The organism is Pseudomonas sp. B37(2017), assembly GCF_002112885.1.
In the GTDB taxonomy this organism is placed as follows: domain Bacteria; phylum Pseudomonadota; class Gammaproteobacteria; order Pseudomonadales; family Pseudomonadaceae; genus Aquipseudomonas; species Aquipseudomonas paraglycinae.
This window is the reverse complement of sequence record NZ_NEIX01000009.1, coordinates 14,867-37,575: the sequence shown is the minus strand read 5'-3', so window position 1 is coordinate 37,575 and position 22,709 is coordinate 14,867. Positions and strand designations below refer to the sequence as shown.

The window sequence follows — 22,709 nt, the reverse complement described above, 5'->3', positions numbered from 1 at the left end:
CAACGGCCAGATGAAGTGCCTGTGAGGGATTCGGTACAAAAAAACCGACCTTTCAGGGCACCCTTGCCAAGTTGGCGAGCATTGTTCCGACTCCGCTGGGTCAAAATGATTCCCCAATCGGATCCGGACAAGTCTCTACCTAAGTCAAAATGGACCAACGAACGCTGATCCCCGTAGCGCGCGATTATCTAGTAGCCCGCGTGACAACGCATCAGGGGTAACAAAGTATTTATCGCGAAAATTCCCTGTTTTCAGTCGAAAAGCCCTTAAAAAGATGTTTCAAGCGCTTTCATGTCTGTAACAGGAAGGTTACCGGGCCATCGTTGACCAGGTGCACCTGCATATCCGCGCCGAATCTACCTGATGCCACTGTGCCATGCATCTGTTTCGCTTTGCTTAATAGATAGTCGAATAATTCTTCACCCAGCGCCGGAGGGGCGGCGGTCGAGAAACTCGGGCGCAACCCGCTTTTGGTGTCGGCAGCGAGGGTGAACTGAGAGACCAGCAGCAACCCGCCGCCCACATCCGCCAGGGACAGATTCATCTTGCCCTCGGCGTCACTGAACACTCGATAGTTAAGCAGCTTATGCAGAAGTTTGTCGGCGCTGGCCGGCGTGTCGTCGGGTTCGACCGCCACCAGCACCAATAAACCCTGATCGACACTGCCGACCACCTCTCCCGCCACTTCGACCCGCGCGCCTTTCACGCGCTGCAAAAGACCCTTCATGCTTCTTCGGGCGGCAGGTCGAGCAGACGACGGGCCATTTTGCTGGCGGCGCGCACCAGTGCATCGGTGATGCCCGGCTCGGACGCGGCGTGGCCTGCATCGCGGATCACCTGCAGCTCGCTGTTCGGCCAGGCCTGATGCAGTTCCCAGGCGTTGTCGAGCGGGCAGATCACGTCGTAACGACCATGGATGATCACGCCGGGCAGATGGGCGATCTTGCCCATGTCGCGGATCAGCTGGTTTGGCTCAAGGAACGCATTGTTGGTGAAGTAGTGGCATTCGATCCGCGCGATCGACAAGGCGCGCTGCGGCTCGGAGAAGCGGTCGACCACCAGCGGATTCGGACGCAGGGTCGCGGTGCGCCCTTCCCAGGTCGACCAGGCCTTGGCCGCGTGCATCTGGGCGATCTGGTCGTTGCCGGTCAGGCGTTTGTGGAAAGCGCTGAGCAAGTCATCACGCTCGTCCAGCGGGATCGGCGCGATGTAGTCCTGCCAGTAATCGGGGAACAGACGGCTGGCACCAGCCTGGTAGAACCATTCGATTTCCTGCGGGCGGCAGAGAAAGATCCCACGCAGGATCAGCCCATGCACACGCTCCGGGTGGGTCTGCGCGTACGCCAGCGCCAGGGTCGACCCCCAGGAACCGCCGAACAGCACCCATTTGTCGATGCCCAGGTGTTTGCGGATGCGCTCGAGGTCTTCGACCAGATCCCAGGTGGTGTTGTTTTCCAGGCTGGCGTGGGGCGTGGAGCGACCGCAACCGCGCTGGTCGAAGGTGACAATGCGATACAGGTTCGGATCGAAGTAGCGGCGACTCTGGGCGTCGCACCCGGCGCCGGGACCTCCGTGGATGAACACCACCGGCAAACCTTCCGGTGAACCGCTTTCGTCGACGTACAGTGTATGGGTGTCATCGACGGCCAGATCGTGCCGTGCGTGAGGTTTGATCTGCGGAAACAAAGTCTGCATTGCGCGCTCCGTAAGGGGTCGAGGTCATCCCTGGGGGGACTTCTATTATTCTGCCGTCCGGCATCATAAACCCGATTTACGTCAATGAGCATGCCCGCACGCTGTCACAATTTGTCAGCCATGAACCCCAGCAGGTTCTCAAAGAGACGATCCACCTCGGCGACCTGATGCCGCGCCCGCAGACAGCCGTGAACCAGCCCTTCGCCGTAATACAGCGCCGCGTCGATGCCCGCTGCGTTAAGCCGTTCGGCGTAGCACACGCCGTCGTCACGCAACGGATCGAACTGCGCCACGGCGATCCAGGCCGGGGGCAAGCCACTGAAGTCTCCGGCCAGCAACGGCATCGCATAAGCGTTCGGCTTCGCGGTGCCGCGCAGGTACAAGGCGTGATAGCAATCGACATCGCTGCTGGCGAGCAACGGCGCATCGGCGCATTCGCTGCGCGACGCTAACTGTGCGTCGCCCCCAAGCCCCGGATAGATCAAGACCTGCGCACCCGGCAGCGGCTCGCCGGCATCGCGCAGCGCCAGGCACAGCGCCGCCGCCAGATTGCCGCCGGCGCTGTCGCCCGCCACCAGCATCCGCCCGGGATCGAACCAGAACGGCCCGCTGCGCAACGCGCGCCAGACGCTCAGGCAATCCTCGAAACCGGCCGGGAACGGATGCTCCGGCGCCAGCCGGTAATCCACCGCCACCACCATTGCCCCGAGCGCCATCGCCAGCTCGCAGCAGATGAAGTCATGGGAATCCAGCCCGCCGACCACCCAACCGCCGCCGTGCAGATACAGCACGCACGGCCAGCCACTGGCCGATGGCCGGACAGGCGGACGATACGAACGCACCGCCACCCCGCTCAACTGGAAATCCACCACCTCCAGACCCGCCGGCCGTTCGGGCGTGAAGGCGCGGCACATGGCGTCATAGGATTTGCGCAATCCGCCGAGGCTGCTGTCATCGCTGGCAAAGCCTTCGGTTCTGGCGACGAACGCCGCCATCGACGGCGAGAGTGGATAAGTGCCCATCAGTTTTTCAGGCTGGCCTGAACCGTGGCCACGCCGTCCTTGCCGTCGAAACTGCTGACACCCGCCAGCCAGCGTTGCAGGTCTTCGGGATGCTCACGCAGCCAGGTCTTCGCCACTTCCTGAGGGGTCTTGCGCTCCATGATCGGCACCATCAACTGGCTTTCCTGGGCGGCGGTGAAGGTCAGGTTTTCCAGCAGTCGATGGACGTTCGGGCAGCGCTCGGCGTAGTCCGGCGCGGTGACGGTGGAAACGGTGGCGGCGCCTTCGTTCGGGCCGTAGACGTCTTCGCTGCCGGTCAGGTAGGTGATTTTCATGTTGATGTTCATCGGGTGCGGGGTCCAGCCGACGAATACCACGAACTCTTTGCGGTTCACCGCTCGTTGCACGGCGGCGAGCATGCCGGCCTCACCGGATTCGATGATCTTGAAATCCTTCAGGCCGAAGTGGTTGGTTTCGATCATGGTCTTGATCGTGGTGTTGGCGCCGCTGCCGGGCTCGATGCCGTAAATCTTGCCGCCGAGCTGATCCTTGAATTTTGCAATGTCGCCGAAGGTTTTCAGCCCTGCCGCCGCGACGTAGTCCGGCACTGCCAGCGTCGCCTGTGCGTCGGCCAGGCTTGGTTTGTCCATGACCTTGACCTGATTGGCGGCGAGGAACGGCGCGATGTTCTTGTCCATCGCCGGTTTCCAATAGCCGAGGAAGATATCGAGGCGCTTGTCGCGGATGCCGGCGAAGATGATTTGCTGCACGGCGCTGGTCTGTTTGCTTTCGTAGCCGAGGCCGTTGAGCAACACGTCGGCCATGCCGCTGGTGGCGATCACGTCGGTCCAGTTGACCACGCCCATGCGCACGGTTTTGCAGGATGCATCGTCGGAAGCCATGGCGCCGGCGCTGAGCAGCGCACTGCCGGTAAGGATTAACGCACAACGAGTGAACAGTCTTTTCATGTGGGATCGTCTCGTGCGGCAGCGGTTTATTGTTCGGATCGGTGTCTTCTTGCACCGTGGCCGAAACATTACGCAGCAGACGAGCGGGAAAAGCGAACTGTGGCGACCAGGATTTGCACGGTGGCGACTGTTTGGTTCCACCCCCCCAGCTAGATCGTTCCCACGCTCCGCGTGGGAATGCAGCCCGTGACGCTCTGCGTCACTGGACGCGGAGCGTCCCTAGAGGCATTCCCACGCGGAGCGTGGGAACGATCAGATCAGACTCAGTTGTAGTGCTTTTTGCCCCAGGCGAGCAGCCCTTGCAGCAATTCCTTCAGCACCAACCGCGTCGGCTCCGCCAGATCGGCGCGGTAGCGGAACGGCTCGAACTCCTCCATGTACGTGCACTGGCCCAGCTCCAGTTGCACGGCGTGGATGTTCTCGGCCGGGTTGCCGTAGTGACGGGTGATGTGGCCGCCCTTGAAGCGCCCGTTGAGCACATGGCTGTAATCGGCGTGGCGTGCGCAGATCGCTTCCAGTTGCGTGGCCAACTGCGGATCGCAACTGGCGCCGTTGAAGGTGCCGAGGTTGAAGTCCGGCAGCTTGCCGTCGAACAGGTGCGGGATGATCGAACGGATCGAATGCGCATCGAACAGCAGCGCGTAACCGAACTCGGCCTTCAGCCGCGCCAGTTCTTCCTGCAGGGTGCGGTGGTACGGCGTCCAGATCTGCTCCAGGTATGTCGCACGTTCTTCTTTCGACGGCTCCTGCCCGTCCTTGAACAACGGAATGCCATCGAACAGCGTCGCCGGGTACAGACCGGTGGTGGCGCCGGCGTAGAGCGGTTTGTCGTCGGACGGCCGGTTCAGGTCGATGACGAATCGCGAGTATTCGGCCGCCAGCGTGCTGGCGCCCAGTTCGGCGGCGAAATCGTAGAGCTGCGGAATGTGCCAGTCGGTGTCCGGCAGGCTTTTCGCGTCCGCGATCAACCCGGCCTCGACCGCCGGGGTCAGGCGCACACCGGCGTGGGGCATGCTGATCAGCAGCGGCACGCGACCTTGTTTGAAGTTCAGAACCTTATCCACAACCGCTCTCCTACAGACTTGATTCAACGCCGTGACGCACGACGCGTTTGTCCAGTTCACCACCCAGCCAGTACGCCAGGTCCGCCGGGCGATCGATCTGCCAGGCGACAAAATCCGCGACCTTTCCGGCTTCCAGTGAGCCGTGGGTATGAGCCATGCCCAAAGCTTGCGCCGCGTGAATCGTGGCGCCGGCCAAGGCTTCTTCCGGGGTCATGCGGAAACAGGTGCAGGCCATGTTCAGCATCAAACGCAACGACAGCGCCGGCGAGGTGCCGGGGTTGAGGTCGCTGGCGATGGCGATTTTCACTTTGTGTTTGCGCAGGGCTTCCATCGGCGGCAACTGGGTTTCGCGCAGGAAGTAGAACGCGCCCGGCAACAGCACCGCGACGGTGTCGGACTCGGCCATGGCGATGGCGTCGGCTTCATCCATGAACTCCAGGTGATCGGCGGACAACGCGTGGTAACGCGCGGCGAGGCTGGAACCGTGCAATGACGACAATTGTTCGGCGTGCAGCTTCACCGGCAGCCCGAGTTTTTGCGCGGCGATGAACACCCGCTCGACTTGTTCCGGGGAGAACGCCAGGTATTCGCAGAACGCATCCACCGCATCCACCAGGCCTTCGGCGGCCAGCGCGGGAAGCATCTCGGCGCAGATGTGATCGATGTAATCGTCGGCGCGGTCCTTGTATTCCGGCGGCAAGGCGTGAGCGGCCAGGCAGGTGCTGCGCACGCTGATCGGCAGCTCGGCGGCGAGGCGACGGATGACCCGCAAAATCTTGCGCTCGCTGGCCAGATCGAGGCCGTAGCCGGATTTCATTTCGACCGTGGTCACGCCGTCGCGCATCAGGCTTTTCAGGCGTTTGGCGGCGCTGGCGAACAGCTCGTCTTCAGAGGCTTCACGCGTGGCGCGCACGGTGCTGGCGATGCCACCGCCGGCCGCTGCGATCTCCGCGTAGCTGACGCCTTGCAGGCGCTTCTCGAATTCGCCGCTGCGGTTGCCGCCGAACACGGTGTGGGTGTGGCAGTCGATCAGGCCGGGGGTGACCCACGCGCCTTGCAGGTCATTGACCGCCGGGTATTCGCCTGACGGCAATTGGCTGCGCGGGCCGATCCACTCGATGAGTGCACCGGACGTCACGATGGCCGCATCCTCGATGATCGAGTAGACGCCTTGCGCCATGGTTGCGACGTGGCAGTGTTGCCAGAGGGTTTTCATCCCAAGTCCTCGTCTTGTGATCGTTCCCACGCGGAGCGTGGGAACGATCAGTGGTGGGGTTAAAGGCTCGGCAGCAACTTCGCCGGAACCAGTTCAGTCAGAACCCGCGAAGCCAGCAGTTCGGTCGCTGCATTGATGTCCGGCGCAAAGAAGCGGTCCTTCTCGTAGAACGGCACTTCGCGACGCAGAATCCCTCGGGCCTGTTCCAGCTTGGTCGAGGTCTTCAGGCCGTTGCGCAGGTCCAGTCCCTGCACCGCCGCCAGCCATTCCACCGCGAGAATCCCGCGCGTGTTCTCGGCCATTTCCCACAGGCGCTTGCCGGCAGCCGGGGCCATCGACACGTGGTCTTCCTGGTTGGCAGAAGTCGGCAGGCTGTCCACCGAATGCGGATGGGACAGCGCCTTGTTTTCGCTGGCCAGGGCCGCAGCGGTCACCTGGGCGATCATGAAGCCGGAGTTCACGCCACCGTTGGCCACCAGGAACGGCGGCAGTTGCGACATGTGTTTGTCCATCATCAGCGAGATACGGCGCTCGCTCAGGGAGCCGATTTCGGCGATGGCCAGGGCCATGTTGTCAGCGGCCATGGCCACGGGCTCGGCGTGGAAGTTGCCGCCGGAAATCACGTCGCCTTCAGCCGCGAACACCAGCGGGTTGTCGGATACGGCGTTGGCTTCGACAGCCAGCACTTCGGCGGCCTGACGGAACTGGGTCAGGCACGCGCCCATGACTTGCGGCTGGCAGCGCAGCGAGTACGGGTCCTGCACCTTTTCGCAGTTCTGGTGCGAGTCGGAGACTTCGCTGCGCTCGCCCAGCAGATCGCGGTAAGCGGCCGCGGCGTCGATCTGGCCTTTCTGGCCACGGGCAGCGTGGATGCGTGCGTCAAACGGCGAGCGCGAACCGAGCACTGCTTCCACCGTCAGACCGCCCAGCGCCAGTGCGCCGGCGAACAGGTCTTCACCTTCGAACAGACCGCGCAAAGCGAATGCAGTGGAAACCTGCGTTCCGTTGAGCAGCGCCAGACCTTCTTTGGCCGCCAGGGTCAGCGGCGTCAGACCGGCGACTTTCAGCGCTTCGGTCGCTTCCATCCACTCGCCCTTGTAACGCGCCTTGCCCTCGCCCAGCAGCACCAGCGACATGTGCGCCAATGGCGCGAGGTCACCGGAGGCACCGACCGAACCTTTCAGCGGAATGTGCGGGTAGACCTCGGCGTTGATCAGGGCGATCAGCGCATCGATCACCACCCGACGGATGCCGGAGAAACCACGGCTGAGGCTGTTGACCTTGAGCACCATGATCAGGCGCACCAGCTCATCGCTGATCGGCTGGCCGACGCCGGCGGCGTGGGACAGCACCAGCGAGCGCTGGAGGTTTTCCAGGTCTTCGCTGGCGATGCGGGTCGAGGCCAGCAGGCCGAAACCGGTGTTGATGCCGTAGGCGGTGCGGTTTTCCGCGAGGATCTGCTCGACGCAGGCCACGCTGGCCTCGATCTGCGCGCTGGCGCTGTTGTCGAGGGTCAGCTTGACCGGATTCTGATAAACGTCACGCAGTTGGGCCAGGCTCAGTTGGCCGGGGATCAGGTTCAGCGCAGTCATTTTGTGCTCCTTTTGAGAGTTTATTGTTAACTCGCCAGACGCTCCGGAGATGTCCGTTGTCCGTCGCGTCTGCCCTTTTGGGGAGCCGCGCCTTGGCACGCTGGCGTGGGTAGTTTTCAGTGCAGATTCGGTAATGCGTTGTGCAGCAGATCCGTGTCTTTTAGAACGCTTGCAGCTGCGGCGATATCCGGCGCCAGCCAGCGGTCCTGATCGTAGGCCGGGACCTTCTCGCGCAGCAGTCGCCAGGCGGTATCGGTGCCCGCGCCGAAGCGCTGCTCCTTGAGGAATTCAAACGCCTGGGCCGCCAGCAGGTACTCGATGGCGAGGATCTGCGTGCAGTTTTCCAGCGCGCGGTGCAGCTTCAGCGCGGCGTTGGTGCCCATGCTCAGATGGTCTTCCTGCAAGCCCGAGGTGACGTAGTTGTCGAGTACCGCCGGCTGCGCCAACTGGCGGTTTTCCGCGCACAGCGAAGCGGCGACGTATTGCACGATCATCATCCCGGAGTTCACCCCCGGATTGGCCACCAGAAACGCCGGCAGACCGCTGACGTGCGGGTTGATCAGGCGATCCAGACGCCGCTCGGCAATCGAGCCGATTTCGGCCATCGCAATCGCCAGCAGATCCGCCGCCAACGCCACCGATTGACCGTGCGGGTTGGCCTGGGACATCACCCGGAAATCGTCCGGAGTGCCCAGCAGCAACGGGTTGTCGGTGCAGCCGTTAAGTTCGGTTTCGATCTGCTTGATCGCGTGTTCCAGTTGATCGCGGGCGGCGCCGTGCACCTGCGGGATCGAGCGGATGCTCAAGGCATCCTGCGTGCGAATGCCCTTGCTCGCGGCAATCACTTCACTGCCATCGAGCAAGGCGCGCAGATTGACGCCGACCTGCTGCATGCCCGGATGCGGCTTGAGCGCGATGATCTCGGCATCGAACGCGGCGATCTGGCCACGCTGAGCCTCGAAGCTCATGGCGCCGATCACATCGGCCCATTGCACCAGACGCGTGGCGTCGGCAATCGCCAGGCAACCGAGGCCGGTCATGCACGGCGTACCGTTGACCAGACACAGACCGTCCTTCGCCCCGAGCTGCACCGGTTGCAGGCCCTCTTCGGCCAGCGCCTGCTGTGCAGACACGATCTGCCCGCGATAGCTGACATTGCCCACGCCCAGCAGCGCGATGCCGATGTGCGCCATGTGGGTCAGGTAACCCACCGACCCCTGGGACGGCACTTGTGGGGTGATGCCGCGATTGAGCAGCGCCAGCAGCGCTTCGACCACCCGGCGATGAATGCCGGATTTGCCGTGGCTGTAGTTGCGGATCGCCGAGCACATGATCGCCCGGGTCTGCTCATCGGCCAGCACCGGACCGACGCCGCAGGCATGGCTGAGCAAGGTGTTGCGCGACAGCTGGCTGAGCTGTTCGTCTTTTAGAGAAACGTTGCACAGCGCACCGAGCCCGGTGTTCACGCCATAGGCGCGCTCGCCGCTGGCAACGATGCGCTGGACGATGCCCTGTGCGTTTTCAATGCGCGCCCAGGTCTGCGCCGACAGCTCGAGCTGCGCGCCGTGACGGGCGACTGCGACCACATCCTGCCAACGCATCGGAGCGTCGGCGATAACGATTTTTTCAACCTGGGACATCTTCAACCTCATCCGAACCTTGATGCAGCTTTGCCGACGCTATCGCGAGCAGGCTCGCTCCCACAGGGGACCGCATTCCAACTGTGGGAGCGAGCCTGCTCGCGAAGGGGCAGGCCCAGCCAACACAAATCTGTTTAAACCACCGCCGCCCGCCGCTGCACAAAACGGTCGACATACTCGTCCGCCGGCGAATGCAGGATCTCTTTCGGCGTGCCGACCTGGATCAGGCGGCCGTCCTTGAGGATCGCGATGCGGTTGCCGATACGCACGGCCTCGTCGAGGTCGTGGGTGATGAAGACGATGGTCTTGTGCAGGGTCTTTTGCAGCTCCAGCAACTGGTCCTGCATCTCGGCGCGGATCAGCGGATCCAGCGCACTGAACGCTTCGTCCATCAGGATAATGTCGGTGTCCGCCGCCAGGGCGCGGGCCAGACCGACCCGCTGGCGCATGCCGCCGGAGAGCTGGTGCGGGTATTTGTTTTCGTAGCCCTTGAGGCCCACGGTGTTGATCCAGTGCAGCGCGCGTTCGGCGCACAGCTGCTTGGTCTCGCCACGCACTTTCAGGCCGTAGGCGACGTTCTCGAGCACGGTCTTGTGCGGCAGCAGGCCGAAGCTCTGGAACACCATGCTGATCTTGTGCCGGCGAAATTCGCGCAGGGCTTCCATGTCGTATTGCAGGATGTCCACGCCGTCCACCAGGATCGCGCCGCTGGTCGGGTCGATCAGGCGGTTGAAGTGGCGCACCAGCGTCGATTTGCCCGAGCCGGACAGGCCCATGATCACGAAGATCTCGCCGGTGCCGATGCTCAGGGACAAGTCGTTGACCCCGACCACGCAACCGGTTTCGTTCAGCACCTGATCCTTGGTCTTGCCCTGGCCGACCATCGCCAGAGCGTCCTTGGCGCGGTTGCCGAAAATCTTGAAGACGTTTTTGACTTCGATCTTGCTCACGGTTGCGTTGCTCATTTGCTCACCTCATGCCGTGGCCGACCATACGCCTGGGTAATGCGGTCGATGACCACTGCGAGAATCACGATCGCCAGACCGGCTTCCAGGCCACGTCCGACGTTGAGGGTCTGAATGCCCACCAGCACATCTTCACCCAGGCCACGGGCGCCGATCATCGAGGCGATCACCACCATCGACAGGGCCATCATGGTGGTCTGGTTGATCCCGGCCATGATGCTCGGCAGGGCCAGCGGCAGTTGCACGCCGAACAGTTGCTGCCAGCGGTTGGCGCCGAAGGCGTTGATCGCTTCCATCACTTCGCCGTCGACCTGGCGGATGCCCAGATCGGTCAGACGGATCAGCGGCGGCGCGGCGTAGATCACGGTGGCGAAAATCGCCGGCACCTTGCCCAGGCCGAACAGCATCAGCACCGGAATCAGGTACACGAAGCTGGGCATGGTCTGCATGATGTCGAGCAGCGGCATCAGCACCGAACGCAGGCGATTGCTGCGCGCCGAGAGAATCCCCAGCGGTACGCCGATCAGCACCGAAATGACCGTCGCCACCATCATCAGCGCGAGGGTCTGCATCAACTTGTCCCACAGGCCGACAGCGCCGACCAGGAACAACAGACCGACGATCACGGCGGTGGTCACGACCTTGCGCGTTGCGTGCCAGGCCACGACGCCGACAATGGCCAGCATCAACCACCACGGCGCGGCGCGCAGCAGGCCTTCAAGATTGACGATGGCCCACAGCAGGGTGTCGGAGATATGGCGGAACACATCGCCGTAGTTGGTGACCAGCGCATCGACCCAACCGTTGACCCAGTCGGCGATGGAAAAGGTAAAGCTTTCGGGAAACATAAGCGGCTCTCAATCAGGAAACTCAATCAAGCGATTGCGGCGAACACCCCGGCCAGCCTCTCGGTTGGCCGGGAGGAATTCGACCTACAGCGCCGCGTCGATTTTCTTGGCAGCGTCTTCACTCACCCACGCATGCCAGACCTCAGGATGTTCCTTGAGGAAGATTTTCGCCAGTTTTGGCGACTCGATACGTTCCTTCGCCATGCGGCCCAGGTTCTGGTTCAGCAGGTCGATCGGCAGGTTGACCTTTTCCAGCACGGCCACCAGCTCAGGCGCCTGTTCGTGGAAGGTCTTGGACAGGCCGACCTTGATGGTCACGGTCTTGTCGACGCCCGCTTTCTCTTCCAGTTTCACTGCGTCGATCTGGCCCATCAGCGGGGTTGGCGACCAGTAGTAGAACAGGATCGGCTCGCCACGCTTGTAGCTCGACAGCACCGCCGCATCCAGCGCCGGACCGGTGCCCGGGCGGAAGTTGGTATAGCTGTTTTCCAGGCCGTAGCTTTTCAGCATTTCGCTGTTGTCCAGCTCGCAGGTCCAGCCGGCCGGGCAGTTGTAGAAGCGGCCCTTGGAAGGCTCTTCGGCGTCCTTGAAGACGGCGGCGTATTTGCCCAGGTCGGCGATGTTTTTCAGGTCCGGCGCCTTGGCTTCGAGTTTGCGTTTGGCGTCGCCTTCGATCACGTAGCGCGGCACGTACCAGCCTTCGATCGCACCCACCACCGGCGCGCCGACACCGACGACCTTGCCGGCCTTCTCGGCCTTGTTCCAGACCTCGCTGCGGCCGACCCATTCTTCGGCGAATATCTGGATGTCGTTGCTGCTCAGGGCGTTTTCCATGGTGATGGAGTTGCCCGGCAGGCTGTCGGTCTTGCAGTCGTAACCTTTCTCCAGCACCACCTGCAGAACGTCGGTCAGCAGCATGCCGCTTTCCCAGTTCAGGCCGGCGAATTTCACCGGTTTGCCGGACTCGCACCAGCCGGCTGCCTGGGTCGCGCCGGCGCTGGCCAGCAGGCCCATGGAAAGCAATGTGGTCAGCAGGGTCTTGTTCGATTTCATTGTTGTGACGCTCCTAATCATGAATTGGCTTACGGCAGTCAAGAGGCATCCAGCCCTGTCCACGTCCAAATCAGGCCTGCGCCGCAGCGCGACCGGCCCCGCTTGTTTTAGGTTGTACAACGCTGTCCTGCTCGACGGGCAGAATCAGTCGATCGGGTACGGTGCCGTGCCATTTTTTCGCGCAGACGTAGTACAGCGCTGCGGGCAGCACGAGACCGATGATCCAGGAAATATCCACATCCCCCAGGGCCGCTACCAATGGACCGGTATAGAACTTGGTGGAAATGAACGGCAGTTGCACCAGCACCCCGAACACGTAAACGCTGATACCGAGGATGTTCCAGCGGCCGTAGCGACCGTTCGGATCCGCCAGCGCCGGTACGTCGTAGCGCTCGCGGGTGATGCAGTAGTAGTCCACCAGGTTGATCGCGCTCCACGGCGTGAAAAACGCCAGCAGGAACAGGATGAAGGACTTGAACGCACCGAGGAACGAGTGCTGGCCGAGCAGCGCGATCAGGGTCGCCGCGCCGACGATCACCAGCACGAACACCAGACGCTGCATGCGGGTGACCGTCAGGTGGCCACGGAAGCCGCTGATGATGGTCGCGATGCACATGAAGCTGCCGTAGGAGTTCAGGGTGGAGATGGTGACCTTGCCGAACGCGATGCTGAAATACAGCAGCGCGGCGGTGGCACCGGTCCCGCCCAGACCGACGATGTAGGCGACTTCATGACCGGCGAATTGCCCGTTGGCCGAAGCGGCCGCGAACACACCGAGGATCATCGCCACCTGCGCACCAATCACCGAACCGGCACCGGCGGCGAAGAAGGTTTTCACCGAAGACACCTTGCTCGGCAGGTAACGCGAGTAGTCCGCCACGTACGGGCCGAAAGCGATCTGCCAGGAGGCCGCGAGCGACACCGCCAGCAGGAAACTGCTCCAGCTGAAGTGACGGATTTCCAGAAGTGCGCCGACGTCCACCTGACTCATCAGACGGCTGAACAGGTACACGAAAGCAATCACGCCAATGACACTGGCGATGCGGCCGATCCAGTGAATCACCCGATAGCCGAGCACCGTGACCACGACGATGACGCTGGCGAAAAGCAGGATGCCGACGGTGTCGCTGACCCCGAACAACTGGCCCAGCGCCTGACCGGACAACACGGTCCCGGTGGCGGTGAAGCCCAGGTACATCAGGCACACCAGCACGATCGGAATCGCCGCGCCGTAGACGCCGAACTGCACCCGGCTGGAAATCATCTGCGGCAGGCCAAGCTTCGGCCCTTGCGCCGCGTGCAGCGCCATCACCCCGCCGCCCAGCAGTTGACCGATCAGCAGACCGATCAATGACCAGAACACATCGCCGCCCAGCACCACGGCCAGGGCCCCGGTGACAATCGCGGTGATTTGCAGGTTGGCACCCATCCAGAGGGTGAACTGACTGAACAGACGACCGTGTCTTTCCGCTTCCGGGATGTAGTCGATCGAACGCCTTTCGATCAACGGTTTACTGCCTGCACGATCGGTGTTGCCCGCCATGATTCAACCTCTGTGGATTGTTCTGGTTATTGTTGTTGTGGCCCTGCGGGAGCGAGGGTGCCCGCTCCCGCAGATGTTCACTTGCCGGTGATCATCGGCAGGTTCAGCCCTTGTTCCTTGGCGCAGTCGATGGCGATCTGGTAACCGGCATCGGCGTGACGCATGACGCCGGTGCCCGGGTCGTTGTGCAGCACGCGAGCGATACGCTCGGCCGCTTCGTCAGTACCGTCGCAGACAATCACCATGCCCGAGTGCTGGGAGAAGCCCATGCCGACGCCGCCGCCGTGGTGCAGGGACACCCAGGTCGCACCGCTCGCGGTGTTCAGCAGCGCGTTGAGCAGCGGCCAGTCGGAGACTGCATCGGAGCCGTCCTGCATCGATTCGGTTTCACGGTTCGGGCTGGAGACCGAGCCGGAGTCGAGGTGGTCGCGACCGATCACGATCGGAGCCGACAGCTCGCCGCTGCGGACCATTTCGTTGAACGCCAGACCGAGCTTGGCGCGCAGGCCCAGGCCGACCCAGCAGATACGCGCCGGCAGACCCTGGAAGCTGATGCGCTCGCGCGCCATGTCCAGCCAGTTGTGCAGGTGGGCGTCGTCCGGGATCAGCTCTTTGACTTTGGCGTCGGTCTTGTAGATGTCCTGCGGATCACCCGACAGCGCAGCCCAACGGAACGGACCGATGCCACGGCAGAACAGCGGACGGATGTAGGCCGGTACGAAGCCCGGGAAATCGAATGCGTTTTCGACGCCCTCTTCCTGAGCCATCTGACGGATGTTGTTGCCGTAGTCGAAGGTCGGCACGCCCATTTTCTGGAAGTCGAGCATGGCTTTGACGTGAACGGCCATCGACTGTTTGGCAGCCTTGACCACAGCGGCTGGCTCGGTCTTGGCGCGGGCGCGGTATTCGTCCCAGGTCCAGCCGGCCGGCAGGTAACCGTTGAGCGGGTCGTGGGCGCTGGTCTGGTCGGTGACCATGTCCGGGCGCACGCCGCGCTTGACCAGTTCCGGGAGGATTTCAGCGGCGTTGCCGCACAGGGCGATGGAAACGGCCTTGCCTTCGGAGGTGTATTTGGCGATGCGGGCCAGCGCGTCGTCGAGGTCTTTGGCCTGCTCGTCGACGTAGCGGGTCTTGAGGCGGAAATCGATGCTGATCTGCTGGCATTCGATGTTCAGCGAGCAGGCACCGGCGAGGGTCGCGGCCAGTGGCTGGGCGCCGCCCATGCCGCCGAGACCGGCGGTCAGTACCCACTTGCCGGTGAGGTTGTCGTTGTAGTGCTGGCGACCGGCTTCAACGAAGGTTTCGTAGGTGCCCTGGACGATGCCCTGGCTGCCGATGTAGATCCAGCTGCCGGCGGTCATCTGGCCGTACATGGCCAGGCCTTTGGCGTCGAGTTCGTTGAAGTGTTCCCAGGTCGCCCAGTGCGGCACCAGGTTGGAGTTGGCGATCAGTACGCGCGGGGCGTTGCTGTGGGTCTTGAACACGCCGACCGGCTTGCCCGATTGCACCAGCAGGGTTTCGTCTTCGTTGAGGTTGGTCAGGCTCTCGACGATCTTGTCGTAGCACTCCCAGTTACGCGCCGCGCGGCCGATGCCACCGTAGACCACCAGCTCTTTCGGGTTCTCGGCGACTTCCGGGTCGAGGTTGTTCATCAACATGCGCAGCGGCGCTTCGGTCAGCCAGCTCTTGGCGGTCAGCTTGTTGCCGCGGGCGGCACGGATTTCGACGTCACGAAACTTAGTGGTTTTGTTGTCAGTCACGAAAAAGACTCCTCAGCGATCAATTCAAACCAACCCTGGCAGTGGGCAAGCAGCCTGTGCGCATCAGTGCGCGACAAGCGAATCAGTGGACGCTGCGGAGAGTCTCGATCGACTCATACGCATACGTCTTTACTTGTACATACAAGCATATGCAATCGAGCGGCCAACTTGTTGGAGGGTCGTTCAACAAAAATCCAGGACAGGGCTGGAGAGCGCCTGAATCAAGGGCTCTGGCGTTCATGAAATTTTTCGCGGGGTGGATTGAGGGTAGCGAGAGGTTGTTACGAAAGCGTGGTTTTGCGCCACGCTGGGGCGTTCGGTAACAAGTTGGTGCGCATTTCGGGAACGTCGGGACGAAAAAAAACCGCTGCTTTCAAAGCAGCGGTTTTTGATCGTTGATCGTTAGATCGTTCCCACGTCGAGGCGTCGAACCGTCTGCGTGGGAACGATCAGAAGGAAGGATCAGCGCGGAGACAGTTCGATCACGCAGCAGCCGGCATTGACGGCAATCTCGGTCAAACCGGTGTTACCGCCCAGTTGCAGGCAGTCATGGCGGCCGAGTTGCGACGCACTGTCACCGACCGTGACCTCCAGCAATTCGCTGACGCTGAAGACCAGCACGGTGCTTGCCGAACTGAAAAACCGCTGTTCGCCGTCCAGCCATTGCAGGCGTGCGCTGTAACGCTGGGGTGAGTAGATCAGGTTGAAGTCGCGGATCGAGCTGCCGAGCAAGGTGCAGGACACCTGGCTCTCGCCGCTGAAGGCAAACGGGTCGAGGGGTAACAACGGCCGGGTATCATCGCCGTCGACACACAGGGTCATGCCGTCGCCCTGCAATACCGTGATGACCCGCTGGTAACCGGCGAAGGTCGAAAAGCCGCCGGATTCGGCGATGTCGGCAATCGACAGACGCCAGCCAAAACCGTCGAGGCCGGCGCCGGCGTCACGGGTGATTTCCTCGGTGCTGCCGCCGCCGTTTTTCCACGGCATGCGCGGGTAGCCTTCAGCGCGTAAAACCTTCACTTCACTCATTTATGCTCTCTATTTATGGAACCGTCCTTCCAGACGATGACGGGAACCGGGGTGAATCAGGCGCGCCGCCGTCACCGGCTGACGACCCGACCACGTACGCCGGCGGATCAACAGGCAAGGCTCGCCTTTTTCGATCTGCAGCAATTTGCATTCGGACGCTTCGGCGAGGATCGCTTCGACCACGTGCTCGCCTTCGGTCAGCGGCGCGACCTGGTTCAGATAGGCGTAAGGCGTTTGCAGGGTGAAGTCCTGCTTGAGGTATTCCGGGGCGACCAGCGCGTTGACGAAGCGGTCTTCGATCTGCACCGGAATGTCGTTTTCGTAATGCACGATCAGCGAGTGAAAGACCTTCTGCCCTTCGCGCATGTCCAGCGCCAGCGCGCGCTCGGAACCGGCAGCCTCTTCTTCCAGGGTGATCACCTGGCAAGTGTGGCGATGGCCACGGGAGGCGATTTCGTCGGCGATGTTGTGCACTTCAAACAGCGCGGACTGGCTCTTCGGTTCAGCAACGAAAGTACCGACGCCTTGCATGCGTACCAGCAGACCGTCGGCGGTCATTTCCCGCAGCGCGCGGTTGATGGTCATGCGGCTGAAACCCAGCTGGCTGACCAGCTCGCTTTCCGACGGCACGCGGTAATGCGGCGGCCAGTTACCGCTGTCGATCTGCTGGGTGATCATCTGTTTGACGCGGGCGTACAAGGGCGCCGGACTGTCGCCCATGTTCGCGGCCAACGGGGAGACTGGAGGCGGAGTCGGCACGGTGGATCCCTGTTCATTGGATGAAAGTTGCTAGCTTGCCGGAGTTTACCGGGCAGGCAAACGTCTGTATATGTATATACAAATAACACACGATGGGGTGCTGAACCATGTCCGCCTTCTTTGCCGAACGCGCGCTGCTGCCTAACGGATGGGCCAACAATGTACGTCTCGAGGTCAGCGCCGATGGCGTGTTGACCCGAATCCAGGCCGATTCCACCGCAGATGGCGCCGAACGGCTGAGCGGTCCGCTGCTGCCGGGGATGCCGAATCTGCACTCCCACGCGTTCCAGCGAGCGATGGCCGGACTTGCGGAAGTGGCCGGCAATCCCAACGACAGTTTCTGGACCTGGCGCGATCTGATGTACCGGCTCGTCGGAAAAATCAGCCCCGACCAGCTCGGTGTGATTGCCCGTCAGCTGTACATCGAGATGCTCAAGGCCGGTTACACCTCGGTCGCCGAATTCCATTACGTCCACCACGATCACAACGGCCAGCCTTACGCCGACCCGGCCGAACTGGCGTTACGCATCAGCCAGGCGGCCAGCTCCGCCGGCATCGGCCTGACGCTGTTGCCGGTGCTCTACAGCCACAGCGGTTTCGGCGGCCAAACGCCGAACGAAGGCCAGCGTCGTTTCATCAACAGCACCGAAAACTACCTGAAGCTGCAATCGCGCCTGCAACCCCTGCTGGCGCAGCAAAAGGCGCAGTCGCTGGGCCTGTGCTTCCACTCGTTGCGCGCGGTCACGCCACAGCAGATCAGCGAAGTGCTGGCAGCCAGCGACCAGCAATGCCCGGTGCACATCCACATCGCCGAACAGCAGAAGGAAGTCGACGACTGCCTGAGCTGGAGCGGTCGTCGTCCGCTGCAATGGCTGTACGAAAACACCGAAGTCGATCAGCGCTGGTGCCTGGTCCACGCGACTCACGCCAATCCGGAAGAAGTCACGCTGATGGCCAAGAGTCGCGCCATCGCCGGCCTGTGCCTGACCACCGAGGCCAACCTCGGCGACGGTATTTTCCCGGCGGTGGATTTCCTCGCTCAGGGTGGGCGCATGGGCATCGGCTCCGACAGCCATGTGTCGTTGAGCGTGGTGGAAGAATTGCGCTGGCTGGAATACGGCCAACGTCTGCGCGATCAGCGGCGCAACCGTTTGTATGGCGCGGATCAGCCGATGGTCGGCCGTACGCTGTATGACGCAGCGCTGGACGGTGGCGCTCAGGCGCTGGGCCAGCCGATCGGCGCGCTGGAAGTCGGCAAGCGGGCTGACTGGATTGTGCTCGATGGCAACGATCCGTATCTGGCCACGGCCAGCGGTGACGGGATTCTCAATCGCTGGCTGTTTGCCGGTGGCGATCGTCAGGTACGCGACGTGCTGGTCAATGGTCAGTGGGCTGTGCGCGAGGGGCGACATGCCGGGGAGGAGGACAGCAATCGCGCCTTCACCCAGGTCCTGCGAGAGCTTTTGGGCTGACACAAACCTCTGTTACTGATCGTTCCCACGCTCTGCGTGGGAATGCAGCCCGGGACGCTCCGCGTCCCGAAAGCGGACGCAGAGCGTCCATTGAGGCATTCCCACGCGGAGCGTGGGAACGATCAGAACAGGAGACATCAGTTGGACGTCTTGGCCATCTGCTGATCCGACGTGCGCCAGATCAGGCGCGTAGTGTCATAACCCTGCTGACGCGCCTTGCTCAGCAGTTCCTCACGCACCACGCCGTTGACGGTCGGCGTGCGGGACAACAGCCACAGGTAGCGACGACTCGGGTCGCCCACGAGCGCGGTCTTGTAGTCATCGCTGACGTACAGCACCCAGTATTGCCCCTTCGCCACACCCGGAATCAGGCGCGAAAACCAGGTATCGAACTCGACCCACAGCTTGTCGGTCTTGCCCGGCACCTGTGGATAAGCCGTGCCTTTGACTTCTTCCCACTGCCAGTCCGCCGTCAGGCAGCGGTTGTACACCGCGACATTGCCGTCGGGCTTGAGGGAGTAACGGGCTTCGGATTGCGCGCAATTGCGCTGGAAATACATCGGCAGACGCGCCAGTTCGTACCAGGTGCCCTGGTAACGCTTGAGATTGACACTGTTGACCGTCTTCGGCGCCAGCGGATCTTCACCGGACGTGGCGCAGCCGGCCAATACCAGGCCGGCCAAAAGGACAAGCAATAACCGCTTCATTGTTTTTCTCCCGTGGGCGCGTAGCCCCGGTTTACTTCAGGCCTTGGCCGGAAAACATCAGCACTTTGTCACCGGCGTACTGCACGCTGATAAAGCTGTTCTTGTCGCCCCAGGTGCAACTGGACATGCCGAGCGCGCCCGAGCAATCGGTGGGCTTGCCAAGCAGTGTCTCCACTTCGGCCTTGGCCATGCCGGCCGAGAGCTTCGAATAGTTTTCCTGATTGACCTTGCTGCATGCGGCCAACAGCACGCAAAACGACAGCAGGGCGATAGATCGCAGCGACATGGTGTAACTCCTGGAACGGAAGGGGGATGGCATGGCGCCAACCAGAAGCTTAGAAGAGAAAACCCCTGTCTGGTTCCCTGGGAGGCTGGCTATTTGTTAGCCCGCTCGTCCGGCATTCATCGGTAAATCAGACACTTTGTAGGGCTATTGAGCATTTCGTCGACTTTCGCAAAAGGCGCCTAATCTTTGGCGCGCCGCGGTCGAAATAAGAGCAGCGCAAAGCCCGATAGTGTGGCAAATTGCCGCCCTTTCTTGACCAGCCCCTTCGCGGTAGCTCACTTAATGACCAGAAACATGAAATTCAGCCACAAGATCTTGTTGGCTGCCGCCCTCGTGGTGGCCGTTGCGTTCGCCTGTTTCATTTTGTTCAACGACTATCGCCAGCGCGAAGCCCTGCAAAGCAGCACCGAAGCGTCGATGCAGGAACTGGGCAGCCTGACCACCAGCAACATCCAGACCTGGCTGGAAAGCCGCATCCAGTTGCTGCAATCGATGGCGCAACAGGTTGTCGCCGACGGCAACGCCCCGGCCAGCCTGAAACGCATCATCGACCTGCCCGCCTACACCGGCAATTTTCAGCTCAGCTACTTCGGCGGTGCAGACGGTGTGATGTTCTCGGTCCCGGCCGGCAACCGTGCGCCGGATTACGATCCGCGCGCCCGTGGCTGGTACAAGGCGGCCAATGCTGCGCAACAGACCATCGTCACCGAACCGTACATCGCCGCCTCGTCGGGCAAACTGGTGATTACCGTCGCCACCCCGGTGCAGCGCCAGGGCCAGATGATCGGTGTGGCCGGCGCCGACATTGACCTGTCGAGTGTCAGCGCGATCATCAACTCGCTGAACTTCGGCGGCCACGGTCACGCGTTCATCGTCGGTGCCGACGGCAAGATCCTGATCCACCCGGACAGCAAGCTGGTGCTCAAGACCCTCGCCGAGGCCTATCCGAACGGTGCGCCGAAAGTCAGCCCGGGCCTGAAAGAAGTCGAGTTCGACGGCAAGACCCAGTTGATCTCCTTCACCCACGTCAACGGCGTGCCGTCGGCCGACTGGTACGTGGCGCTGGTGCTGGACAAGGACACCGCGTTCTCGATGCTCAGCGAGTTCCGCACCTCGGCGCTGATCGCCATGGTCATCGCCGTGGTAATCATCATCGCCCTGCTCGGCATGCTGATCCGCGTACTGATGCAACCGCTGCTGACCATGGGCCGCGCCATGCACGACATCGCCGAAGGCGAAGGTGACCTGACCAAACGCCTGACCATCCACGGCCACGATGAATTCGGCGCGCTGGGGCTGTCGTTCAACCGTTTCGTCGAGCGCATTCACACTTCGATCCGCGAAGTGTCGTCGGCCACCGGCCAGGTCAACGAAGTCGCCCTGCGCGTGGTCGCGGCGTCGAACTCGTCGATGTTCAACTCCGACCAGCAAGCCTCGCGCACCAACAGCGTGGCCGCCGCGATCAACCAGCTAGGCGCCGCCGCCCAGGAAATCGCCCAGAACGCCGCCCTCGCCTCGCAACATTCCAGCGACGCGCGCAGCCTGGCCGAAGACGGCCAGCAGGTTGTGGATAAAACCATCCACGCGATGCAACAGCTGTCGGCGAAGATCAGCGACTCCTGCGGCAACATCGAAACCCTGAACAGCAACACCGTGAACATCGGGCAGATTCTGGAAGTGATCACCAGCATCTCCCAGCAGACCAACCTGCTGGCGCTCAACGCCGCCATCGAAGCGGCCCGTGCCGGAGAAGCCGGTCGTGGTTTCGCCGTGGTCGCCGACGAAGTCCGCAACCTGGCGCACCGCACCCAGGATTCGGCGCAGCAAGTGCAGAAGATGATTGAAGAGCTGCAAGTCGGCGCGCGTCAGGCGGTCGGCATCATGACCGAGAGCCAGCGTGAGAGCGAAAGCAGCGTCGGCATCGCCAACCAGGCCGGCGAACGCCTGGGCAGCGTGACCCAGCGTATCGGCGAGATCGACGGCATGAACCAGTCGGTAGCGACGGCGACGGAAGAGCAGACGGCGGTGGTCGAGTCGATCAACGTTGATATCAACGAGATCAACACGCTGAACCAGGAAGGTGTGGAGAACTTGCAGGCGACGTTGCGGGCTTGTGCGGATCTGGAGCAGCAGGCTGCTCGACTCAAGCAGTTGGTGGGTAGCTTCCGGATCTGAGGCGCGGTCACTGGCCTCATCGCTGGCAAGTCGAGTCGTCGCACCGTAGCTCCCACAGGTAATGTGTGTTTACACAATTTGTGTTTCACATCAAACACTGTGGGAGCTGGCTTGCCCGCGATAGCGGTATACATGACGCAGAAGGCCGGAAATGTAATCCGCGATTCGCAAGGAGATGTGGCTAATGAACAAGAAACACGATTGCACGGATTCAGATCAAACTACTTTACTGGCAATCCTTGCATTGGGTGCCGACGAGATTGATCAAGAAAAGTACAGAGACGTTGAAGACTTGTTTCTTGAATTGGATAAAGTGAACGCGGACAAGCTAGAAACTTGACCCAGGCTGTTTGAGAAACTCCAACTCCTCAACCGTAGACTCCCGCCCCAACACCGCATTGCGATGCGGAAACCGTCCAAACCGCGCAATCACCCGCTGATGCCGCTCGGCATAATCCAGGTTGTCGGCAAACACCCCGCGCTCCGCTTCCGGCTGTTCAGCCACCAGTTCGATGAATCGCGAAACCGCTTCATTCTGCACCGCGAGGTTTTCGCAGTGTTCGAAGACGAGGTAGATGAAGAGTCGCTGGATCGGTTTCAACTGCCGATCGAAGTCTGCAGCAATCCCCTGGGCAACCAGTTTCTGCGCCCGTAGATCACCGGAAAAAGCCTTGGGCGTATCGCGAAAGATCATTCGCGGGAGTTGGTCGAGCAACAGCACCACCGCCAGCCAACCATCGGGACGTTGCGTCCACTCGGTCAATTCGCCAGCGAGGGCCTGATCGACAAAGACCCCGAAACGCTCACGCGCTTCGAGGTCCTGGCTGTCTTTCTTGCCGAACCACAACCCGCCCTGTTGCGCCGTCACTTCAGTAGCCGATTCGGAGTGACCGAACCACCAATCGAGCAACGGCTGCCAGGGCGCGTTCATGG

21 protein-coding genes are annotated in these 22,709 nt (G+C 62.0%); 3 read left to right on the top strand and 18 right to left on the bottom strand.

From position 1 onward, the window contains the following. Nucleotides 1-289: 289 nt before the first annotated feature. The 15 genes from dtd to hutC all read right to left on the bottom strand — a co-directional run bounded on the left by dtd (nucleotide 290) and on the right by hutC (nucleotide 17,097). Nucleotides 290-727 (bottom strand): D-aminoacyl-tRNA deacylase, encoded by a 438-nt coding sequence (dtd, locus tag CAF90_RS21330; protein ID WP_064592873.1) that lies wholly within the window; start codon nucleotides 725-727, stop codon nucleotides 290-292. Next, on the bottom strand, nucleotides 724-1,695 hold the full coding sequence (gene pip, locus CAF90_RS21325) for a prolyl aminopeptidase (protein ID WP_085608396.1): 972 nt from the start codon (nucleotides 1,693-1,695) through the stop codon (nucleotides 724-726). The genes dtd and pip overlap by 4 nt, the downstream gene beginning before the upstream one ends. Before the next feature lie 104 nt (nucleotides 1,696-1,799). After that, complete coding sequence (locus CAF90_RS21320; protein WP_085608395.1) at nucleotides 1,800-2,717, bottom strand: alpha/beta hydrolase; 918 nt, start codon at nucleotides 2,715-2,717, stop codon at nucleotides 1,800-1,802. After that, the gene (locus CAF90_RS21315) at nucleotides 2,717-3,664 is read right to left on the bottom strand and encodes a choline ABC transporter substrate-binding protein (RefSeq protein ID WP_085608394.1); all 948 of its coding nucleotides are present in this window, start codon (nucleotides 3,662-3,664) and stop codon (nucleotides 2,717-2,719) included. The genes CAF90_RS21320 and CAF90_RS21315 overlap by 1 nt, the downstream gene beginning before the upstream one ends. A 263-nt stretch (nucleotides 3,665-3,927) precedes the next feature. Then, nucleotides 3,928-4,728 carry an N-formylglutamate deformylase gene (hutG, locus tag CAF90_RS21310; RefSeq protein WP_085608393.1) on the bottom strand — a complete coding sequence of 267 codons (801 nt, stop codon included), beginning with the start codon at nucleotides 4,726-4,728 and terminating at the stop codon, nucleotides 3,928-3,930. Nucleotides 4,729-4,738: 10 nt separating this feature from the next. Beyond that, entirely contained in the window at nucleotides 4,739-5,944 is a 1,206-nt protein-coding gene (hutI, locus tag CAF90_RS21305; protein ID WP_085608392.1) for an imidazolonepropionase, read from the bottom strand. Nucleotides 5,945-6,003: 59 nt separating this feature from the next. Beyond that, nucleotides 6,004-7,536: a histidine ammonia-lyase gene (hutH, locus tag CAF90_RS21300; protein WP_007952448.1), complete on the bottom strand. Its 1,533-nt coding sequence runs from the start codon at nucleotides 7,534-7,536 to the stop codon at nucleotides 6,004-6,006. A 116-nt stretch (nucleotides 7,537-7,652) separates the two neighbouring features. Next, the gene (hutH, locus tag CAF90_RS21295) at nucleotides 7,653-9,176 is read right to left on the bottom strand and encodes a histidine ammonia-lyase (protein WP_085608391.1); all 1,524 of its coding nucleotides are present in this window, start codon (nucleotides 9,174-9,176) and stop codon (nucleotides 7,653-7,655) included. Between the two features lie 134 nt (nucleotides 9,177-9,310). Further along, the gene (locus CAF90_RS21290) at nucleotides 9,311-10,141 is read right to left on the bottom strand and encodes a glycine betaine/L-proline ABC transporter ATP-binding protein (RefSeq protein ID WP_085608390.1); all 831 of its coding nucleotides are present in this window, start codon (nucleotides 10,139-10,141) and stop codon (nucleotides 9,311-9,313) included. Further along, nucleotides 10,138-10,989, bottom strand: a complete 852-nt coding sequence (locus CAF90_RS21285) for a proline/glycine betaine ABC transporter permease (RefSeq protein WP_007952475.1) — start codon at nucleotides 10,987-10,989, stop codon at nucleotides 10,138-10,140. Before CAF90_RS21285 ends, CAF90_RS21290 begins: the two co-directional genes overlap by 4 nt. A gap of 84 nt (nucleotides 10,990-11,073) precedes the next feature. Further along, the gene (locus CAF90_RS21280) at nucleotides 11,074-12,042 is read right to left on the bottom strand and encodes an ABC transporter substrate-binding protein (RefSeq protein WP_007952476.1); all 969 of its coding nucleotides are present in this window, start codon (nucleotides 12,040-12,042) and stop codon (nucleotides 11,074-11,076) included. A gap of 70 nt (nucleotides 12,043-12,112) precedes the next feature. Next, nucleotides 12,113-13,585, bottom strand: coding sequence for a cytosine permease (locus CAF90_RS21275; protein WP_085608389.1), 1,473 nt, complete (start codon nucleotides 13,583-13,585; stop codon nucleotides 12,113-12,115). Nucleotides 13,586-13,662: 77 nt separating this feature from the next. After that, nucleotides 13,663-15,345, bottom strand: a complete 1,683-nt coding sequence (hutU, locus tag CAF90_RS21270; protein ID WP_039764719.1) for a urocanate hydratase — start codon at nucleotides 15,343-15,345, stop codon at nucleotides 13,663-13,665. Nucleotides 15,346-15,807: 462 nt separating this feature from the next. Further along, on the bottom strand, nucleotides 15,808-16,377 hold the full coding sequence (locus CAF90_RS21265) for a HutD family protein (protein ID WP_085608388.1): 570 nt from the start codon (nucleotides 16,375-16,377) through the stop codon (nucleotides 15,808-15,810). A gap of 9 nt (nucleotides 16,378-16,386) precedes the next feature. After that, nucleotides 16,387-17,097 (bottom strand): histidine utilization repressor, encoded by a 711-nt coding sequence (hutC, locus tag CAF90_RS21260; RefSeq protein ID WP_170844914.1) that lies wholly within the window; start codon nucleotides 17,095-17,097, stop codon nucleotides 16,387-16,389. Nucleotides 17,098-17,243: 146 nt separating this feature from the next. Between hutC and CAF90_RS21255 the strand changes: the two genes are divergently transcribed. Further along, the gene (locus tag CAF90_RS21255) at nucleotides 17,244-18,608 is read left to right on the top strand and encodes a formimidoylglutamate deiminase (RefSeq protein ID WP_085608387.1); all 1,365 of its coding nucleotides are present in this window, start codon (nucleotides 17,244-17,246) and stop codon (nucleotides 18,606-18,608) included. A 137-nt stretch (nucleotides 18,609-18,745) separates the two neighbouring features. On the opposite strand, the gene CAF90_RS21250 is transcribed toward CAF90_RS21255, so the two are convergent. Both CAF90_RS21250 and CAF90_RS21245 read right to left on the bottom strand, forming a co-directional pair. Further along, nucleotides 18,746-19,315, bottom strand: a complete 570-nt coding sequence (locus CAF90_RS21250) for a lipocalin family protein (RefSeq protein WP_007952485.1) — start codon at nucleotides 19,313-19,315, stop codon at nucleotides 18,746-18,748. 31 nt (nucleotides 19,316-19,346) lie between these two features. Beyond that, nucleotides 19,347-19,601, bottom strand: coding sequence for a hypothetical protein (locus CAF90_RS21245; RefSeq protein ID WP_007952486.1), 255 nt, complete (start codon nucleotides 19,599-19,601; stop codon nucleotides 19,347-19,349). Nucleotides 19,602-19,883: 282 nt separating this feature from the next. Between CAF90_RS21245 and CAF90_RS21240 the strand changes: the two genes are divergently transcribed. Next, nucleotides 19,884-21,776: a methyl-accepting chemotaxis protein gene (locus CAF90_RS21240; RefSeq protein ID WP_207252705.1), complete on the top strand. Its 1,893-nt coding sequence runs from the start codon at nucleotides 19,884-19,886 to the stop codon at nucleotides 21,774-21,776. Between the two features lie 184 nt (nucleotides 21,777-21,960). After that, entirely contained in the window at nucleotides 21,961-22,116 is a 156-nt protein-coding gene (locus tag CAF90_RS29595; RefSeq protein ID WP_170929418.1) for a hypothetical protein, read from the top strand. Here CAF90_RS29595 and CAF90_RS21235 read toward each other — a convergent pair. Continuing rightward, complete coding sequence (locus CAF90_RS21235) at nucleotides 22,105-22,707, bottom strand: DUF924 family protein (RefSeq protein ID WP_085608385.1); 603 nt, start codon at nucleotides 22,705-22,707, stop codon at nucleotides 22,105-22,107. The two genes, CAF90_RS29595 and CAF90_RS21235, sit on opposite strands and share 12 nt — an antisense overlap. Between the last annotated feature and the right edge of the window lie 2 nt (nucleotides 22,708-22,709).

What these genes read in the sequence shown, in the direction of transcription:
- dtd (WP_064592873.1), bottom strand. Translation starts at nt 727, where the DNA reads ATGAAGGGTCTTTTGCAGCGCGTGAAAGGCGCGCGGGTCGAAGTGGCG.
- pip (WP_085608396.1), bottom strand. Translation starts at nt 1,695, where the DNA reads ATGCAGACTTTGTTTCCGCAGATCAAACCTCACGCACGGCACGATCTG.
- CAF90_RS21320 (WP_085608395.1), bottom strand. Translation starts at nt 2,717, where the DNA reads ATGGGCACTTATCCACTCTCGCCGTCGATGGCGGCGTTCGTCGCCAGA.
- CAF90_RS21315 (WP_085608394.1), bottom strand. Translation starts at nt 3,664, where the DNA reads ATGAAAAGACTGTTCACTCGTTGTGCGTTAATCCTTACCGGCAGTGCG.
- hutI (WP_085608392.1), bottom strand. Translation starts at nt 5,944, where the DNA reads ATGAAAACCCTCTGGCAACACTGCCACGTCGCAACCATGGCGCAAGGC.
- hutH (WP_007952448.1), bottom strand. Translation starts at nt 7,536, where the DNA reads ATGACTGCGCTGAACCTGATCCCCGGCCAACTGAGCCTGGCCCAACTG.
- hutH (WP_085608391.1), bottom strand. Translation starts at nt 9,176, where the DNA reads ATGTCCCAGGTTGAAAAAATCGTTATCGCCGACGCTCCGATGCGTTGG.
- CAF90_RS21290 (WP_085608390.1), bottom strand. Translation starts at nt 10,141, where the DNA reads ATGAGCAACGCAACCGTGAGCAAGATCGAAGTCAAAAACGTCTTCAAG.
- CAF90_RS21285 (WP_007952475.1), bottom strand. Translation starts at nt 10,989, where the DNA reads ATGTTTCCCGAAAGCTTTACCTTTTCCATCGCCGACTGGGTCAACGGT.
- CAF90_RS21280 (WP_007952476.1), bottom strand. Translation starts at nt 12,042, where the DNA reads ATGAAATCGAACAAGACCCTGCTGACCACATTGCTTTCCATGGGCCTG.
- CAF90_RS21275 (WP_085608389.1), bottom strand. Translation starts at nt 13,585, where the DNA reads ATGGCGGGCAACACCGATCGTGCAGGCAGTAAACCGTTGATCGAAAGG.
- CAF90_RS21265 (WP_085608388.1), bottom strand. Translation starts at nt 16,377, where the DNA reads ATGAGTGAAGTGAAGGTTTTACGCGCTGAAGGCTACCCGCGCATGCCG.
- hutC (WP_170844914.1), bottom strand. Translation starts at nt 17,097, where the DNA reads ATGGGCGACAGTCCGGCGCCCTTGTACGCCCGCGTCAAACAGATGATC.
- CAF90_RS21255 (WP_085608387.1), top strand. Translation starts at nt 17,244, where the DNA reads ATGTCCGCCTTCTTTGCCGAACGCGCGCTGCTGCCTAACGGATGGGCC.
- CAF90_RS21250 (WP_007952485.1), bottom strand. Translation starts at nt 19,315, where the DNA reads ATGAAGCGGTTATTGCTTGTCCTTTTGGCCGGCCTGGTATTGGCCGGC.
- CAF90_RS21245 (WP_007952486.1), bottom strand. Translation starts at nt 19,601, where the DNA reads ATGTCGCTGCGATCTATCGCCCTGCTGTCGTTTTGCGTGCTGTTGGCC.
- CAF90_RS21240 (WP_207252705.1), top strand. Translation starts at nt 19,884, where the DNA reads ATGACCAGAAACATGAAATTCAGCCACAAGATCTTGTTGGCTGCCGCC.
- CAF90_RS29595 (WP_170929418.1), top strand. Translation starts at nt 21,961, where the DNA reads ATGAACAAGAAACACGATTGCACGGATTCAGATCAAACTACTTTACTG.
- CAF90_RS21235 (WP_085608385.1), bottom strand. Translation starts at nt 22,707, where the DNA reads ATGAACGCGCCCTGGCAGCCGTTGCTCGATTGGTGGTTCGGTCACTCC.